13 protein-coding genes are annotated in these 16,105 nt (G+C 60.3%); all 13 read right to left on the bottom strand.

The window, feature by feature from the left end; all coding sequences use genetic code 11:
* Positions 1–4 precede the first annotated feature (4 nt).
* From H096_RS26835 to tssE, 13 genes are read right to left on the bottom strand one after another with little or no spacing between them, the layout of a single operon-like run.
* Positions 5–850 carry a serine/threonine-protein kinase gene (locus H096_RS26835; RefSeq protein WP_033902370.1) on the bottom strand — a complete coding sequence of 282 codons (846 nt, stop codon included), beginning with the start codon at positions 848–850 and terminating at the stop codon, positions 5–7.
* On the bottom strand, positions 847–1,590 hold the full coding sequence (locus H096_RS26830) for a PP2C family serine/threonine-protein phosphatase (RefSeq protein WP_082461879.1): 744 nt from the start codon (positions 1,588–1,590) through the stop codon (positions 847–849). The genes H096_RS26835 and H096_RS26830 overlap by 4 nt, the downstream gene beginning before the upstream one ends.
* Entirely contained in the window at positions 1,557–4,907 is a 3,351-nt protein-coding gene (gene tssM / locus H096_RS26825) for a type VI secretion system membrane subunit TssM (protein WP_033902368.1), read from the bottom strand. The genes H096_RS26830 and tssM overlap by 34 nt, the downstream gene beginning before the upstream one ends.
* Positions 4,908–4,922: 15 nt before the next feature.
* A complete protein-coding gene (gene icmH, locus H096_RS26820) occupies positions 4,923–5,786 on the bottom strand; it encodes a type IVB secretion system protein IcmH/DotU (RefSeq protein ID WP_033902367.1) in 864 nt (287 codons plus the stop codon).
* A 5-nt stretch (positions 5,787–5,791) separates the two neighbouring features.
* Complete coding sequence (tssK, locus tag H096_RS26815) at positions 5,792–7,120, bottom strand: type VI secretion system baseplate subunit TssK (RefSeq protein ID WP_033902366.1); 1,329 nt, start codon at positions 7,118–7,120, stop codon at positions 5,792–5,794.
* Position 7,121: 1 nt separating this feature from the next.
* Positions 7,122–7,607, bottom strand: coding sequence for a type VI secretion system lipoprotein TssJ (gene tssJ, locus H096_RS26810; protein ID WP_033902423.1), 486 nt, complete (start codon positions 7,605–7,607; stop codon positions 7,122–7,124).
* Between the two features lie 5 nt (positions 7,608–7,612).
* The gene (tagH, locus tag H096_RS26805) at positions 7,613–8,785 is read right to left on the bottom strand and encodes a type VI secretion system-associated FHA domain protein TagH (RefSeq protein ID WP_033902365.1); all 1,173 of its coding nucleotides are present in this window, start codon (positions 8,783–8,785) and stop codon (positions 7,613–7,615) included.
* A 16-nt stretch (positions 8,786–8,801) separates the two neighbouring features.
* Positions 8,802–8,933 (bottom strand): hypothetical protein, encoded by a 132-nt coding sequence (locus H096_RS26800; protein ID WP_033902364.1) that lies wholly within the window; start codon positions 8,931–8,933, stop codon positions 8,802–8,804.
* A gap of 41 nt (positions 8,934–8,974) precedes the next feature.
* Complete coding sequence (locus H096_RS26795; protein ID WP_033902363.1) at positions 8,975–10,507, bottom strand: sigma-54-dependent Fis family transcriptional regulator; 1,533 nt, start codon at positions 10,505–10,507, stop codon at positions 8,975–8,977.
* Positions 10,504–12,936 (bottom strand): AAA family ATPase, encoded by a 2,433-nt coding sequence (locus H096_RS26790; RefSeq protein WP_033902362.1) that lies wholly within the window; start codon positions 12,934–12,936, stop codon positions 10,504–10,506. The genes H096_RS26795 and H096_RS26790 overlap by 4 nt, the downstream gene beginning before the upstream one ends.
* 6 nt (positions 12,937–12,942) lie before the next feature.
* Positions 12,943–13,956: a type VI secretion system baseplate subunit TssG gene (gene tssG, locus H096_RS26785; RefSeq protein ID WP_033902361.1), complete on the bottom strand. Its 1,014-nt coding sequence runs from the start codon at positions 13,954–13,956 to the stop codon at positions 12,943–12,945.
* On the bottom strand, positions 13,920–15,707 hold the full coding sequence (gene tssF, locus H096_RS26780; RefSeq protein ID WP_033902360.1) for a type VI secretion system baseplate subunit TssF: 1,788 nt from the start codon (positions 15,705–15,707) through the stop codon (positions 13,920–13,922). The genes tssG and tssF overlap by 37 nt, the downstream gene beginning before the upstream one ends.
* A complete protein-coding gene (tssE, locus tag H096_RS26775) occupies positions 15,697–16,098 on the bottom strand; it encodes a type VI secretion system baseplate subunit TssE (protein WP_033902422.1) in 402 nt (133 codons plus the stop codon). The genes tssF and tssE overlap by 11 nt, the downstream gene beginning before the upstream one ends.
* Positions 16,099–16,105 lie beyond the last annotated feature (7 nt).

The following is a 16,105-nucleotide window of genomic DNA, read 5'->3' as shown; positions in this document are numbered from 1 at the left end:
CCCATCACCCCACGAACCACAAGCGCCGTCGATTGGCCAACCCTTCGCGCAGCTCAGCGACCCCTAAGGTGCGCTGCTCGGGGTCCATGGCCAATGCTGAACGTAACGAAGGCCAGTACTGCCTGGGCAATTGCCTGGGCCGAGGCAGTCGCTGATGACATTGGCACTCCCCAGGCCGCCGGCCCTCTGCCAGCTCATAGAGCACACAGGCCGCTCCGTACAGATCGGCGCTGGCGGACGGCAATCCTCCGACCATCAACTCCGGCGCCGCATACGCAGGGGTCCAGGCATTCAGGCGGCTTCGGCTCAAACCCGGTAATCCTGACCTGACCTGGGCCTCGGCGTGACCCAAGCCAAAATCAAACAGGCGCACGCCCTGCTCGCTCACCATGATATTCGAAGGCTTCACGTCGCCATGCAGGACACCTTGCCGATGGGTGTAGGCCAGTGCATCCAACAGTTGCAGGGCCATGGGCTGCAGCTCTTGCCAGGGCAATCCCTGCGGACACTCCGGGAGCATGCGGTCCAGCGTCAGGCCGGGCATGACTTCCATGGTAAAAAATGCCACTTGGTGCGCCGTGTCCACCTCAAAAGAGAATGCCCGCACCACATGATCATGTCGCAGGCTTCGGGTCAGGGCGAATTCACTGTAGAGAAGCACATGAGCGTCAGCCGACGCGGACAGGCTCTCGCCCAGCAACTTCAGCGCCACGCGGCAGTCTGGCTCGCCAAATGCTTCATGCAGCAGGTCCCGGGCGCGATAGACCACGCCCATCCCCCCAGTACCCAGGATGCGTTCAAGCTGATAACGCCCCGCAAGCAGATTCGGTGGGCCTACCGTCGCGTTCATGGCTGGATCACCACAGCGGTAAGGTCATCTCTCGAAGCGCCGCGCAATACGTCGTGGAACAGCCGGTCCACGACCTGCCGTGGCGTACCGGCGCTCATGGCACGCCCCAACTCCCTATGACTGAGCCCCTGGTACAAGCCATCGCTGCATAACAAAAACACGTCCCCGGGTTGGGTGCATAACTCCAATACTTCCAGCTTCAGCGGCTGCCGGCCTCCGACCGCTCGGGTCAAGGCCCTGCTGCCTGGGTGAGCCTGGGCCAGTTCTGGACTCAACTGCTGGCGGTCGATTAGTTGCTGCTGCAAGGAGTGGTCGCGTGACAGTTGATACAGCCGCTGACCCCGCCAGAGATAGCATCGACTGTCCCCAGCCCAGATACAGGCCGCGCGGTTGGGTTCGAGCAACAGCACAACCACCGTACTGCCCATGATGCCCGCCCCGCCATCGACGGGTTGCAACTGACTGTCGAGGCCACGCAGGCAAAGGCGGACGGCCTCGATCCGTTGGTCAAAGCCGCCCTTGCCTGGCAGTGCGGCAAGGCTGTTGACCACCCACTGGCTGGCGACATTCCCGGCCTGATGACCGCCCATGCCATCAGCGACCGCCCAACAACCCCGTTGTGGACAATCGAGAAGAGCATCTTCGTTGCGCGCACGGCTTTTGCCTTGTGCCGTGCGCCCGGCACTGCGCCATGCGTACGGCCCAGTCACAATTGTTCCGGCAGGCGGAACGTGCGCCATGTCGCCATCTGGAACGGGCTAGGGTTGCGTTGGCTGGTGAGCAGGTAATTGGCCCGCAGGCCTGCCAGGTCAGCCTTGAGAATCTGCGCATCCCGGCCGCTGGCAGACTCGCTTTGCATCAGGTCGAAAAACCGGAACAACGACCAGGCGCCACTGTCCTTCTCGATCCCCAGCGGCCGCTCTGCACCGCGCTCCAGCACCAGGCTGCTGCGACCATTGTCGGCTTCGATCGGCCAGCGGAATGCCATTGGCACGATCGGGCCGTGGCGGTACTCCAACTGCTGATCGCCGACGCGCAACGTCGCCCGGCTGACGGCCTGGTCCAGACTATAGGGCGCCAACGTGAACCGTACAGCCCATTCACCCTGGTCCTCGGTGAAAAAACCCTGGCGAATGGTCTGGGCCCGGGTCAGTTGGTCCAGCACCGAACGCGACATTGGCAGGCTGCGCCCCTCCAGGGCCCGCATGCGATAACGGTCGCCCTCGACACTGACAAATGGCCGCAGGTACCCCTCATAAAAGCGCGCCAGCGCGCCCCGTGGCTTGAAGAACGCCTGAAAATCGCCCAGGGCGACGTCGCTGCCGGTGTGGGCATCGAACGGGTATCGGCGTTGGATGGCTTTCGCATAGAGGCCGTAGACCTCGCTTTGATAACGCTGATTCACGTACCCATACGCATCATCAAGCAGGTGGCGCCAAGTTTGGTCGGCAATACCCTCGAACCAACCTTTGAGCGGCTGCGGGAAGCGGGCCGCCGTATCACGCAGTTTGCCCAACAGCGGCTGCTGCCCATCCATCCGCTGCCTGGCCATTTTGAACGCGGCCTGCTCCGGCGAGCTATCCCGGTTGAGCGCCAGCAATTGCAACTGCAGCTCATCAAGCAAGCGCAATGCCTGTGTCAACTCGCCGCCTGGGTTCTGCTCTTCGTCGAGCAATTGGTGCAAGGGTTCGAAGCGGCGTTGCAATGCACGCCGGGCCGTATCTGGCAGTGGTGTTCTGGCCAGAACCTTGGAAGTCGCAGCGCCCAGTTCGCCAACGTGCGAGCTCACCGCCTCAAACCGATCGGGGATCGGCACTAACCGCGTGTTTTCGCGCACTTGCTGCAGCAACTGCACCAAGGCCGACTGCGCTGATGTGAGGCCCGCAAGTTGCTCCGCGCCTTGGCGCAGGCTGCCGGTGTCCTGCAGCCTGACCCGACCCAGGGCGTCACTCCAGGCATCGGCGTATTCACTGAAATAGCGTTGCTCCAGCGCCAGCATCAACCGGCGTAGTTCCGTGGTGCTGAGGTCGGAGTTTTCCCCAAGTACCCAATTGTCCTGGGCGATGGCATTGACCCATTGAGCGCCCTGTGTTTCGAAAACCTGCAGGTATTTTTGGGTGTAGAACCCCGGTATAGGGGGCCCTGAGCTGGAAAACGCCGGGCCTTCGACTAGACGGTAAGGCTCCAGGCTCCGCGCTTGTTCCCGCAGCGCCCGGTAGACCACCTCTGCCAGCGACTCACCACGCAACACCAAGCGAGCCTGGGCGACCAACTCTTCATTCAATGGCACCAGGAATGGTCGCTCAAGGAGCCGCATAAAGTGCTCGTTCAGACGCTTATGTGTCGAAGTGTCCCCCCGCCACTGACCTGCCACGTGCTCTGCCAGCCACCCCACATCACGCCGCTCGCGCAAATTAAGCATCAGGTAGGCACGCAGGCTGTCCAGCAATTGCCCTCGGTCACCCAGGCTGCCTCGTACTCGTCCTTCGAGCAGCCTGGTCACGTACGGCAGTAAATGTTGCTGCAAGGCTTGGTCATAGGCGCTGGCCAGCAGCGGATAACTCACCTCTCCCTGATACAAGCCAGCCCGATCAATCCAACGTGCTTCGGCCAGCGATGGAAACACTTGCGTTGCAGCCAGGCGACTGTCCAGCAGCGTCAACAGTGCGAGGCTCTCGTCGTCTCCTTGTTGAATAGAGGGTTGGGTGTTGATCAATCCCAGTAGTTGCACCAACCGCTGATGGTTGAAGGTGTAACTGTGCGTCCACAACGCCCCCGCCGTGCCCATGACCACCGACGCAGCCAGCGCCATCAGCCCATGACGCCGATGTATGCGCTGCCGCTCAGGGCTACGCAGTCCGGCAAGATCGGCTTCGGCAAAAATCACGCGATTGAACAGGCCTTGGACAAAATGAGGCCGTACATCGGCAGTCTTCGCACAGGTCAGGTAGAACCCTCGCAAACCATTGATGTGTGGGTAGCGATAGGCGGAAAATCCAGTCTCGATAAACAGGCACAGGCGATCACCGATGTGTGCAACCTGTCGGGGAAAGTCCAGTATCCGGCGCCGACGCGCGATATTTCGCTCCTGATGCAAGCGCGGGATCAGCTCCGCGCCCAGACGCTGCAAAAGGTTCTCGAACGCCTCTCTGACCTGAGCGATGTCTGTGCCGGCGGTACCTGTCACCAGGTGCCCACCCAAGACGACTTCTGCGCTGTCGCCCTGCTGAGCGTCAAAGAACTCGGCAAACCCGGCCAACCGATCAGCCTGGGTCAACACCAGATAGACCGGAACATCCGCATGCAATGTCTGCTGGATGTCCTGCAAGCGGCTACGTACATGACGCGCATGACGCTCCAGGTCGTGCTCATTGCTGCTTGAAAGTGTATCGACAGACAGCGTGACCACCACGCCATTGAGTGGCCGCGCCCGGCGTCGCGACTTGAGCAGACCCAGGAGTGTCATCCATCCCGCAGCATCAACCGAGGGGTCTGGCTGGCCCAAGTAGCGGCCGGCCGTCTCGACCATCACGGCGTCTTCGGCAAAATACCAGTCACAGTAAGGCGTAGTGCCTGGGAGCACGGTTTCTGGTCGCCCGAACAGAGACTGCACGCCGCTGGCAGCCAACAGGCTGGTCTTGCCACTGCCTTGATCGCCAATCAACAGGTACCAGGGCAACTCGTTTCGCCAGCGCTCGCTGCGGTCACCATAGTGTCGGGAGCTTTTCAGCGTGTGCAGGGCCTCCTTGAAGCGCCCCTGCACCTGCTTTGTTTCGTCATTGATCAATGCCTGACGCTGATGTTGCTCGTGGTGCTCGTGTTGACTCAAACGAGCGGTACGGCGAGTACCCACCACGACCATCGACAGTCCCCACAACAGCAGCAACCCGCTGATGGTCAGTAACCGGGATGTCGGGCTCTGCCAGAAACGGTAGTCATCCACCGCCAGCAAAGGCCCGAAAAACCAAATCAGCAGTGCGCTGGACAACACCAGCAACAAGCTCCACAGCCAACTTTTGCGCAGCACCGTCCCCACGCCCTTGAAAAATGCGTTCATCCATTGCTCCCAGCGTTATGAGTGCGTCCGAAACAAACCTGGCACCCAGGATTGAAGAGGTTGCAGCATCGTCTTGCGTTCCTGGCCCAGTACCCAGGCAAATCCTGAATACATCACCAGCAAACAGACCAGCACGCAGATGGCGACCCCTGTGCCGGAGGCAATACGTATCCGTGACCGGGATGCTCTCCCTGCCTCTGGCGAAATGGAGACCGGCAAACGGTCCCCGCGCACATGCCTGATCTGGCGGTACAGAGCGTCATGAAGCGCTTCAAGTTGCGCCCTTCCCCGCTCCATGACGCGGTATTTGCCTTCGAAGCCCAACGACAAGCACAAGTACATGAGTTCCAGCATGGCCAGATGCTTGAAGGGATCGCGGGACAAACGCTCCAGCAATTGGAAAAACTTTTCCCCCCCGAAGGTTTCGTTGTGAAAGCGGCTCAACAGGCTTCTCTTCGACCAATCGCTACTACTGCCCCAAGGCGTGGTCACGACGGCCTCATCAATGACACTGCACAACACGTAACGCGCCGAGATCACCTGACTGTTCTCTACCCCCAAATGCAAGGCATGGGCCTCAAACGCGGTGACACCCGATGAAAGCTGGTCATTGAGCGTCTGCAGGCTTTCCCGACCGGGGCTGGCCTTGAGCAGGGCAACCTGCGACAGCAGTTCCCAGGCTGCGGCCAACAGGCTGTTGGAGCCCATCTTGAAGCTCTGAGCCCCCTGCAGCTGGGCGGTGTAGATCATGCGGTCTTCCAGCTGCTCGAAGCGTGGCGGCGTTGGAAAGTCCGTGACGGGCCCCTGTGCCGGACCGAACCCTTCACGATCAAGCAATATGGTTTTTTCATCCTGCGGGTATTCACTGTCCATCGTCATGGTGTTCAGTTCCTGATAGCCCAGAAGTGGAGTTCCAGCTCGGCGAACTCGCCACTGGCGTGGAAGGCGAAACCCCCCGATTGCTCCAACTGCGAGATGTCACGTGGACTGAGTTCGAGCATGAAATAGGTCTTGCCGGCGTGATACGGAATCTGTCGAGGTGCTACCGGCAGCGGCTTGACCTTGATACCTGCGAGATGCAGGTTCACCAGCTCGCGGATACGTTCCACAGGGCCGATCTTGAGATGCGCCGGCAGGCGATGACGCAGCTCCTCCGTATCACACTGGGCGGTCGCCGCTAAAATGAATGTCGCAGTGCCGAGCAATTTGAGATCGCTGACCGGGCAGACCAGTACCCCGTACTGGCGCTGTTGCAACATCAGCTCGATGGCGTGTTGCTCCAGCACCGACGACAAGACGGTGCGAAGCCCCTCCATCAGCCCGCGAAAGCTCGCCCCCTGGTCGCCGTGTTGGTACTGCACCGCCAATTGCGCACGTTTGTTGTCGCAGGCGAACGTCGAGAGTTCCCCGAGAATCGCCAACAACTCCCGATACAACAACTCCGGCCGCACCTGGGTTTGCCCCTGGTAATGACGCAATATCAACTCAGCACGGTTGATCAGTTGCAGCATCAAAAAGTCGCCAACCTGTGCCCCAGCCGAGGCGCCACTGCCCTGGATGCGTGATGCGATCGCATCGCCACGCGCTGCCAGCAGACTGATCACCTCCTTGAGGCATGAAGACACATACCCCGAACCTTGGAGATAGATGAACGTCGGTACAAAATCCGCCTCCAGCTTTACGCCCCCCTCCTGGGTCGAATCCTGCACCTGGGCGACCTGGAGTCTCACGTAGAACGGATCGCTGGGCCCTTCCCCCAGCATCAGGCGCAAGTCCGGCCGTGCACAGTGGATCTGGCAACGAGCGTCGACGCCGGCATTGGAGTCCCCTATCTCCGTTTCACAGGCGACGTAGCGAGCCAGGACATCGCCTTGCTCCTGCCTGCGCACTTCAACCTGATTCTCTGTTGCCAGCGGCAGCGCCAGGTACACAGCTTGTCTGCCTGCATTGGCAGGCACCTGCAACACCAAAGGCTCCATCGCGCCACTCAGCTCGAACAAACTGCCATCCGGCAAGACACCGCTGGCCCGGTTGACCACGACCTTGCCCAGATTGAGGTACTGCACATCAACTTCCAAGGTCAGAAAACCCCAGGCATCACTGCTCAGCAGGCGGGTACGGTTGAGCTGTCGATGGTAGTAGCGGTCGTTATGCTGCAAGTGCTGGGGCCGCAGCAGCATGCCCTCCTGCCAGATCACGTTATGGACATTCATTTCAATCCTCCGTCCTGTCAGTTTGAGGCGCGACCAGGCGGAGGCCCGTCTGGTCCAGCGCAACTTCGGCCCGCGTCAGTTGCCCTGGCACCACTGGCAGCACCAACCGCCATTGCACGTGGGGCAAGTCGCGGTAGGCCGCCAGCACGCCGACATAACGGCTATGCGGCTCGACACTGAGCTTGAGCGGCACCTGCTCGCCGGGACGCAACTCCCATTCCTCGCTGCTGACCCAATCTTTGGCGAGTGTCTGCTCGGCCCGGCTGTAGAGGCTGAAGAAGTCGGCGTTTTCAAAGGCCACGGGATGCCGCAGCTCCAGCAGTTGCACCACCACGGGTGAGGGACGACCGTGCAGGTCGGGGTTGACTTCATCGCCAGCGGTCAACGTCAAGTCCAGTTTGGTCAACGTCGAAAAAGGTGAAAGCGTGCTACAGCCGGCCAATAGGCCAAGTGCTGACAGCGTTGATATGACAGCGATCCGATACATGAACATCATCCTGGGCACCCGACGTGCAAGGTAGAGACCAGGCGCACCTGCTCCTCGTAGGCTTTGGAAAAATCATTCAGCAACCCCTGCTCGCCCAAGGGCTCTTCGGACGTCAACCGTTGATAGTGGCGTTGATACGCCCGCCAATGGGCGCCATCGCTGAAGAACCTGGGTGGCTTGCCCTCGCGTTCGAAACACAGCAGCAAGTGGCCTGGCGCAAAGGCTGCCAATGCACTGCGCACAGCGGCCCGACTGGCCACGACCAAGGCCAGTTGGTGCACTTGCAGTTCACGACAGACCTGGGCGACGGCGTATTCGGCAGAGTGTTCACCCAGCTCGCCAACACCCAGCAATGACGTCATGGCAGTTGGGCCGTCGGCACAGGCTTTTAACGGGTTGCGGGTATCGAGTCCTGGAGCGGTCAGTGCAGAGTTGATTTCACTGTTCAGCTCGTCGCGGGTTCGCAGGCTCTGCTGCAACCCATCGATGGTTAGCCTGAGCAGACCTGCCACTTTGATCGCCAGGGCCTCACGGCCCAGCGTATCAAGCGTGTCCAGTTGCACGCCCAGCGCTTGCGCGAACTGTGACCAGAATGTTTCCGAGCCACCCGGCGCGGGCGCAGCGGGCACGGTAGGTAGGAGCTCCCTGACGGGGTCAGCCCACTTCGGCACGACCAGATGATCACGATCCACGGCCCCCTGACATAGCGCTTGGGACGGCACCTGCATGGCTGTATCCAAGGCATCAAGCTCTGCCGATGAATCAGCACGCAGTGGCTCGCGATCCAGTGCATCGACAGGGTCAAGTCCCAGGAACGCATCGTCTGGGATCGCGTCATCCCGGGCATATGACCGCCGCTCATTTGCCAGCAAGCGAGCGCGGATCTCCAGCCCGCCCAATTGGTACACGTCACCCTCACTGATCAGCCGTGCCTGCCCCTTTTCCAGGCGTTCCATGCTGCCTGATACACCGATGCCGTTGCTGCTGATATCGGTCAGGAAGTAGCGGCCTTCTCGGTAACTGACCAAGCCGTGATGACTGGAGATCAGGCGATTGGCATCAGGAATGATCCAGTCACAGCCCACCCCACGGCCGATCACGCCACCGACGCCCTCAAACGTCTTGCGAGCAGGCGTCGCAGCGCCTTCGGTACCACAGACTTCAAACACTAGTTGCATGGCGGAGCTCCCCTGCTCACTGCCCACGTCGGGTCGCCTGGGGGTCACCCAACGGACGGTAGTCGGCATCATCAAAGACATAATTGGCGTTACAGCCACTCAACAAACACAGCACCAGCAAAAGGCCTTGCCACGCACGAAAAAACATCAGGTATCTCCCATGAAAATCAGGTGCCAACACGCCCCCATTCAGCCCCCCTCGCAGACATCACCCAGGGGGATCTTCAGGCGCGCCAGGCGATAGAGCAGCGTGCGGCGAGCGACGCCCAACTCACGTGCGGTACGGGTGCGATTGCCACGGTTTTTGTGCAGGCAATCGATCAGGAATACTCGCTCGACCCGCTCCAGGCGTTGACGCAACGTTGCATCGACGGACTCATCGGTGGGGGGTGCAGACAAGGACAAATGCTCGGGCAGGATCACACCGTCATCGCAGAGCAGTACCGCACGTTCCACCAGGCACTTGAGTTCACGGACATTGCCGGGAAAGGCGTGACTCGACAGTTGGTCAAGGGCTGCGCTGGACCACGACACCGGTTCGCGCTCAAGGGCAAGAGAGGCCTTTCGCGCAAATTCACGCGCCAACAACAACACATCGTCGTCGCGCTCGCGCAAGGGCGGCAGTTCGATGGGAAATTGCGCCAGCCGGTAGTAAAGATCTTCGCGAAAACTGCCTTGGGCGACCATCGCGGCGAGATCACGGTGAGTCGCGGCGATGATGCGCACATCCACCTTGTGTGCCGCGCTGGCGCCCAAGGGGCGGACTTCGCCCTCCTGTAGAACCCGCAGCAACTTGGCCTGCAGCGACAGCGGCATGTCGCCGATTTCGTCCAGGAGCAGCGTGCCGCCGTGTGCCGCATCAAACAGCCCGGTGTGGTTGCGTTCAGCCCCCGTGAAAGCACCTTTGCGATAGCCAAACAGCTCACTTTCCAGCAGGCCTTCGGGAAATGCCGCACAGTTCTGCACCACGAACGCTTTGCTGCGGCGCGCCCCCGCAGAATGGATAGCCCGCGCCACCACTTCCTTACCCGTTCCCGTCTCCCCTCGCAGCAATACGGTGTAAGAGGTATGCATGACCTTGCCAATCAGGCGGTATGTCTCATCCATGGCCGTACTGTTACCGACCAAGCCAAATTCTGCACGGGGAGCCGGTGTGCATTGATTCTGTCGGACGACACTTCCCAAGGATGGCTGACAACGCAGCAAAGCCAATTGCATCAAGGTAAAACTACCCAGTTGGCTCAGGGACACGGAGTAGTCCTGCAAGTGTTTCCGGCATTGGCTGGCGCACAGCAACACGCCGCTGATGGCCTTGTCCCGGTTGAACAACGGCACACATGACAGCGCTTCCCAGGCTGTCGCCATGGCTGGCAGGAAGCCGTATTCGTACACGCTGCTCGATAGGTCCTCCAGGCTAAGGGCCGTTTGATGGCTGAGTACGTAGTGCAATACCTGCTCGTGCTGGAAGTCCTGGGTGCCGACCGGATCACCGGGGCACAGCTCCCCGGATAAATGCTGGGCAATCAGTTCGAGTCGGCCTGTAGACTCATTTCGCCAGTACAACTGGCTGAGTTCGCACTGGCTGAGTTGCGCCACCGCCGTCACACACAGGCCGGGCAACGAGGCTTCGACGCCATCGATGCCTAAGCGAATGAACCAGCCGAGCAACACGTCGGCGAAGGCCAGGGGATGGGATAGTTGAGTGGACCGATTATCCCTCATTGGCTGAGCTCACAAATGGGATAGCCGCTACCCTCCAGACGCGCATGCACATTCGCCAAGCATTCACCTTGGGCCATGGCCGACAGCAGCCGATCCGCCACCTGCGGCAACAAACGGAGCTCGATCCACTGGTCAATGTAACGAGCGCCGCTATCTCCGTGGGCACAGTGTTCGGCCATGTGTGCAACCAGCTCTGGCGTATAGCTGAAAGCCAGCTTGCGAAGACGCAACCGTTGTCCCAAGCGTTCCAGCTTGAGTCGCGCCAGGTCATGCAGAACCTCACCCTTGATCGGGTAATACGGCACCACACGCATGCGGGCCAGCAATGCCGGTTTGAAGTGGTCGCGCAACAGCGGATGGATCGCCTCTTGCAGCACTTGCACGTCAGGCCGTTGATCGCCAGCACACAGCTCACCGATACACTCACTGCCGAGGTTGGAAGTCATCAGGATCAGTGTGTTGCGGAAGTCGATTTCCCGGCCTTCCCCGTCATTGACCAGACCCTTGTCGAAAATCTGATAGAACAGGTTCAACACTTCCGGGTCGGCTTTCTCGACCTCATCGAGCAGCACCACCGAATACGGTCGTTGGCGCACGGCTTCGGTCAGTACACCGCCCTCGCCGAAACCGACATAACCGGGCGGTGCGCCAATCAACCGCGACAGGGAGTGTTTTTCCTGGAACTCCGACATGTTGAGCGTCGTGACGAAACGTTCACCGCCATACAGTAGATCGCCAAGGGCAAGTGCTGTCTCGGTCTTGCCTACACCGCTTGGGCCGACCAGCAGGAACACACCGACCGGTGCGTCGGCTTTGTTGAGCCCCGTGGCAACGGCGCGCAAGTTGCGGTCCAGGGCCTGCACCGCCTGTTCCTGGCCAAGAATGCGCGCGCGCAGCGCATCGGCAAAGCCCAGCGCCCGTGCGCTGTGCTCGAGTGCCAGTTGTTCAACCGGGATACCGGTCCAGGCACTGATGACCTGGGCCACCATGCGCGGGCACACCTGCTGCGGCACGGCCTGTTGCTCAAACCAGCGCTGTTCCAGCTCCAGGCGCTCACTTTCCATTGCATCCCTGCGCAGTTTCAACGCGTGCAAGATCTGCTCATCCACGGCAAACCCTGCGTCCCTGTCACGACTTAATGCCTGATGCTGCCGCATACCTTCCGCCTGCTCCGCGTACAGGCGTTGTAATGCCTCCGGTGCGGTCTCCCGTCGGGTACGCAAGCGAGCACAGGCCGTGTCCAATACATCCACCGCCTTGTCGGGCAACTGGCGCCCGGACAGGTAACGAGCGCTCATTTGCGCCGCCGCCACGACGGCATCGTCACGCACATAAACGCCGTGGCTGCGCTCATACACCGAAACCAGTCCGCGCAAGATGGAAACCGCCTGCTCGACGCTGGGCTCGCCCACCCGTACAGGCTGGAAACGCCGCGCCAATGCCGGGTCCTTTTCGAAGTATTTTTTGTATTCCGACCAGGTAGTGGCAGCGATGGTGCGCAGTTCGCCACGCGCCAGGGCTGGCTTGAGTAGATTGGCGGCGTCGGACGCGCCTGCCTGGGCGCCTGCCCCGACCAAGGTATGCGCCTCATCGATAAACAGGATCACCGGCGGCACTGAAACGTTGACCTCATCGATCAAGCCCTTGAGGCGCCGCTCGAATTCACCCTTGATACTGGCACCGGCCTGGAGCAAGCCCATGTCCAAGGTCAGCACCCGGACATCCTGCAGTGGTCCCGGCACCTGCGCAGTGGCGATGCGTAGCGCGAGGCCTTCGACAACGGCCGTCTTGCCGACCCCGGCTTCGCCGACGAGTATTGGGTTGTTCTTGCGGCGGCGCATGAGGATGTCAATCAACTGGCCGATCTCGACATCCCGGCACAACACCGGATCAATACGCCCTTCATGGGCCTGGCGCGTCAGGTCGTGGGTGAAGCGTTCCAGCAGTGACTCACCCTTCGGGGCAGGGTCAGTACCAGGTGCCTGGCTCCGCACAAAGTCGAGCACACGCTGCGCATCCAACCGATTCAATAAAACCTGATAGACACTCCCCGCGTGGTGCAGCGGATGACGCAGCAATGCCAGCAACAGGGCGCCGTGATCGACCTCGGTCTGTCGCAGTTCCAGATGGGCAACCATCAGGGCCTGTTGCAGCCACTCTACAAGCGCCTGGGCAAACACCGGATTGCGCGAAGCACTCGCCTCCCCTTTGGGTTGCAGTGCAGCTTGCAGCTCGCCGGTTTCGATGCTCGCATCTGCCAATGCCCTTGCCAGAAGGCCGTCGTGATGCTCCAGCAGGGCCAACAGCAGGTCTTCCACCAATACCTCCCGGCCGCCGCGCGTTACGCAGCGTTCAGCAGCGCGCACCAAATCGCGACGAGCCTGGGGGGTCAAGGTCTGGATAAGTTGTTGCAGGTCCACATTCATCATAATGATTCATCCCTCATGAGCGTTGCTCGGCACCATGACCACACCATAGGCGTACTCATGTGCCAGCCAGCTGGTCCAGCCGAGACGACAGACGTTGTGCTCGCCAATGTGCAACGGTCGGATCTCTTCTTTGGCAAGCACCAGGCGCAGGTCATATTCCAATGGGTCCCGCGCCGTCAGCCGCACCAATGAGCACAGCAGCGGGTAGTCCGCACCCGTGGGCAGAAACCCATGGAGTTGCTGCCAGCGCAGGCCCTGCAGATGCACCCTGAACTTGCCACTGCGGTCGGCCACCTGGCTGCCCAATACCTGGTCATGGCCAAGCACACTGTTCGCGACGCCGAGCCGGTTTCGCTGTGAGTCGGCGATGACAACCGTGCGCAGCACCCATTGCTCGATGAACAGCCGGTTGTGCTTGAAGTAGTAGCGCAGCACCGTCTCGATCAAGGCTGCCGAATGTGCCCGCAGGCCTAGCAGCCCCAAGTAGGGCAACAGCCGCTGGCAGTTCAATTGCGCGACACTGCGAATCTGCCGCCCCCTCAGCCCGATCAACGCAAACATCTGCTCGGAAAAGGCGTCACGCGCGCCCGCCTGGAAACACGCCCGATAACGATATTTGCGCCAGATCGGCAGCATCAGTCGTTGCAGGCGGTGATGAAACACGTCCAGGAAATCTCGCGTAGCGTTGCCGCCCACCCCGTCGCCATAGGCCTGCTCGCCATAAAACGCAGGTAACGGCGACCCCGCGCCACACAAGCCCAAGACGTTGAGGCGAAGGCGTGCGCGCAGCTGTTCGTGCTCGACAAAAAATTCCACGCGATCAATATCGTGACCGGGAAAACCGAGGCCAGGATTGGCTTGAAACTCCAGCAAGTCATACAGCGCGTCGTCATCCAACAGAGGATGGGCATCGCGCAGACGCTTGATCACCTGCAAAACCGCCTGGAACAGCGAATATTCGCGGATGATCCGCGACAGTCGCGTCAAAGCAGGGGCTGCTGCCCCATCCGTGGTGGCCATAGATACACGTCTCCTTGTGTGCTGATGACTCTTAGTTCGTGATAAGCATTGAGGCTGGCGTAGAGCGCAAAGAACTCGTTGAGTACTGACGCAAAAATGAACACTTCGCCCGGCCCCAAGAAACCCTGGGGATCAATCTTCAAATCAATTCGTACTCCGCGACACGGCAAGCCGCGGTGCAATCGGTCGACCGATGAATGACTGACGGATCGCATTGCACCCAACTTCCTCTCACTGACCTTTTGCGCCAGTCGGTCGTGATAGCGCGGCAAGTCATAGGTTTTGAGAATCACCTTCAAGGCGTCGATATCGCTCAATGACAGGTAGTTGAGCGACATGTTGCTGATAAGCCGCCAGAGAAAATCCTGGTCCAGAGGCGGAGACAGACTGGCTGTCGGCGCGCAGATATTGCGAAACGACAGCCCCTCTGGCGTCTGCTCGCAAGGCCGGTTGATGTCGCCTAACTGCAACAGTCGAGGTAGGTTGTGATTGGTGCACGTCAACTCGATCGACAGTGTTTGCTGGTCCGACTCGAGGCCGTTGCCAATCCCAAGCCAGGTTTCCAGCCCGGCATGCTGTGTCGATGGCCGTTGGCGAACGCTGTAGCTGGGCGGGTTTTCCGGTACGTCGGTATCGCCACCATGTTCAAAGGATTCGAACGGCACATAGGCCTGGTATCCACGCCCACCCGGCTGCCAACCCGTTACACGGTCTACGGAAAACACACTCGCGTTCTCCCGCGAATACTCGCCGGGAATGAGCAGGTACTCATCCTGCTTCCCGTCCAGGCGAATGGGCACCGCGTCATGCTTGAACAGATTCACGATGGGCGTGCAGTAGAGCTTCACGTTATCCAGGGTGGGCTGTTGGGACTCACGCCATGGCGTGCGTAACTCAAAGCGCATTATCAGGCCACGTACCTGCTTGAGCTGCTCACCGGGCAATCTGTGCAGCACGTCCATGCCCCCCACATCGACAAACAGGAACTTGTCAGGAAAGGCAAAATACTCCTGCAGATGGCGATACCCCGGGAAGGTATTCTGCGGATAGGGGATCAACGCCTGTTCCTCACTGAAACCCACCGGCTGTACCTGTTCGGCACCCAGTCGCAGTGATATTGCCTCACCGTCGGGCCCGCTGACGGGCAGTCCATCGTGGCCCAAAGGCAACAGCTCGATACCTTCGAGGTGGCGCAGCAGGCTCAGGTATAACGCCTGGCTGATGTAGCTATCCCCGGCCAGATGCAGGCGCAACTGATCAAAGGCCCAGTCACTGAAATTACCGGCGGCGCTCATGTGCAGGCGCAGACTCAACACGCCCTGCCCTGCCTGTGCGCTGTACTCCAGGACGCTCAGTTGCAGCGGTAGAACCTGTGTGGCGTAGCAGGTACGAAAACGGCATCGCTCACCGTTGACTGCGGCGCTTTCCACCGGTGTATCACGCGCCACCCACACACCGGGACCTGAGTGCTTCAACGGGTCAAATTGCAGCATGCTGAACGCTGGCATTGGGCGCATGTAGTTGGGCCACAGCAAATGCATCAGCGAGTGCGTGAGCTCTGGAAATTCGTCGTCGAGTTTTTGCCGCAAGCGCCCCGTGAGAAATGCAAACCCCTCCAGCAGCCGCTCGACATCGGGATCCTGGCCAGACTCTGCGAGAAAAGGGGCCAGCGCAGGATTGCGCTCGGAGAACTGCCGTCCGAGCAGTCGCAACGCACTGAGCTCACTTTGGTAGTAACGGTTAAAAGACATCCGGCAAAACCTCTACCTGACCGGCGTCACAGAGTCGCGCGGTAAACACAACAGGTTGCTTGATACCCTTGACCGTCAGTGTGCCTTCGATAGCGAACGCCAGCGCCAATGGATCCTGGTCCCGCGGCAACGTCGTGACCCGCACATGCTTCAAGCGTGGCTCGTACGCCCGGATAAATCGCTCGATCAACAAACGCGATTGAGTCAATGACTCATGCAAGCTCTGGTTCATGTCGTTGAGGTCGGGCAACCCGTAATCCGGAAGTGTCTGCACGCTGCCGGCACGGATACTGAGCATTTTTCCCAGATGCATCGCGACAGATGTCACGCCACACGCGGGAGTAGCCGCCGGACGTTCAAGACGCTCGAAAAGGCGTTGGTGGTGGGACACTCCCTGG

This window comes from Pseudomonas sp. FH1 (assembly GCF_000510895.2).
In the GTDB taxonomy this organism is placed as follows: domain Bacteria; phylum Pseudomonadota; class Gammaproteobacteria; order Pseudomonadales; family Pseudomonadaceae; genus Aquipseudomonas; species Aquipseudomonas azotoformans_A.
The sequence above is the reverse complement of the archived record's forward strand: the minus strand, read 5'-3'. Positions and strand labels throughout refer to the sequence as shown.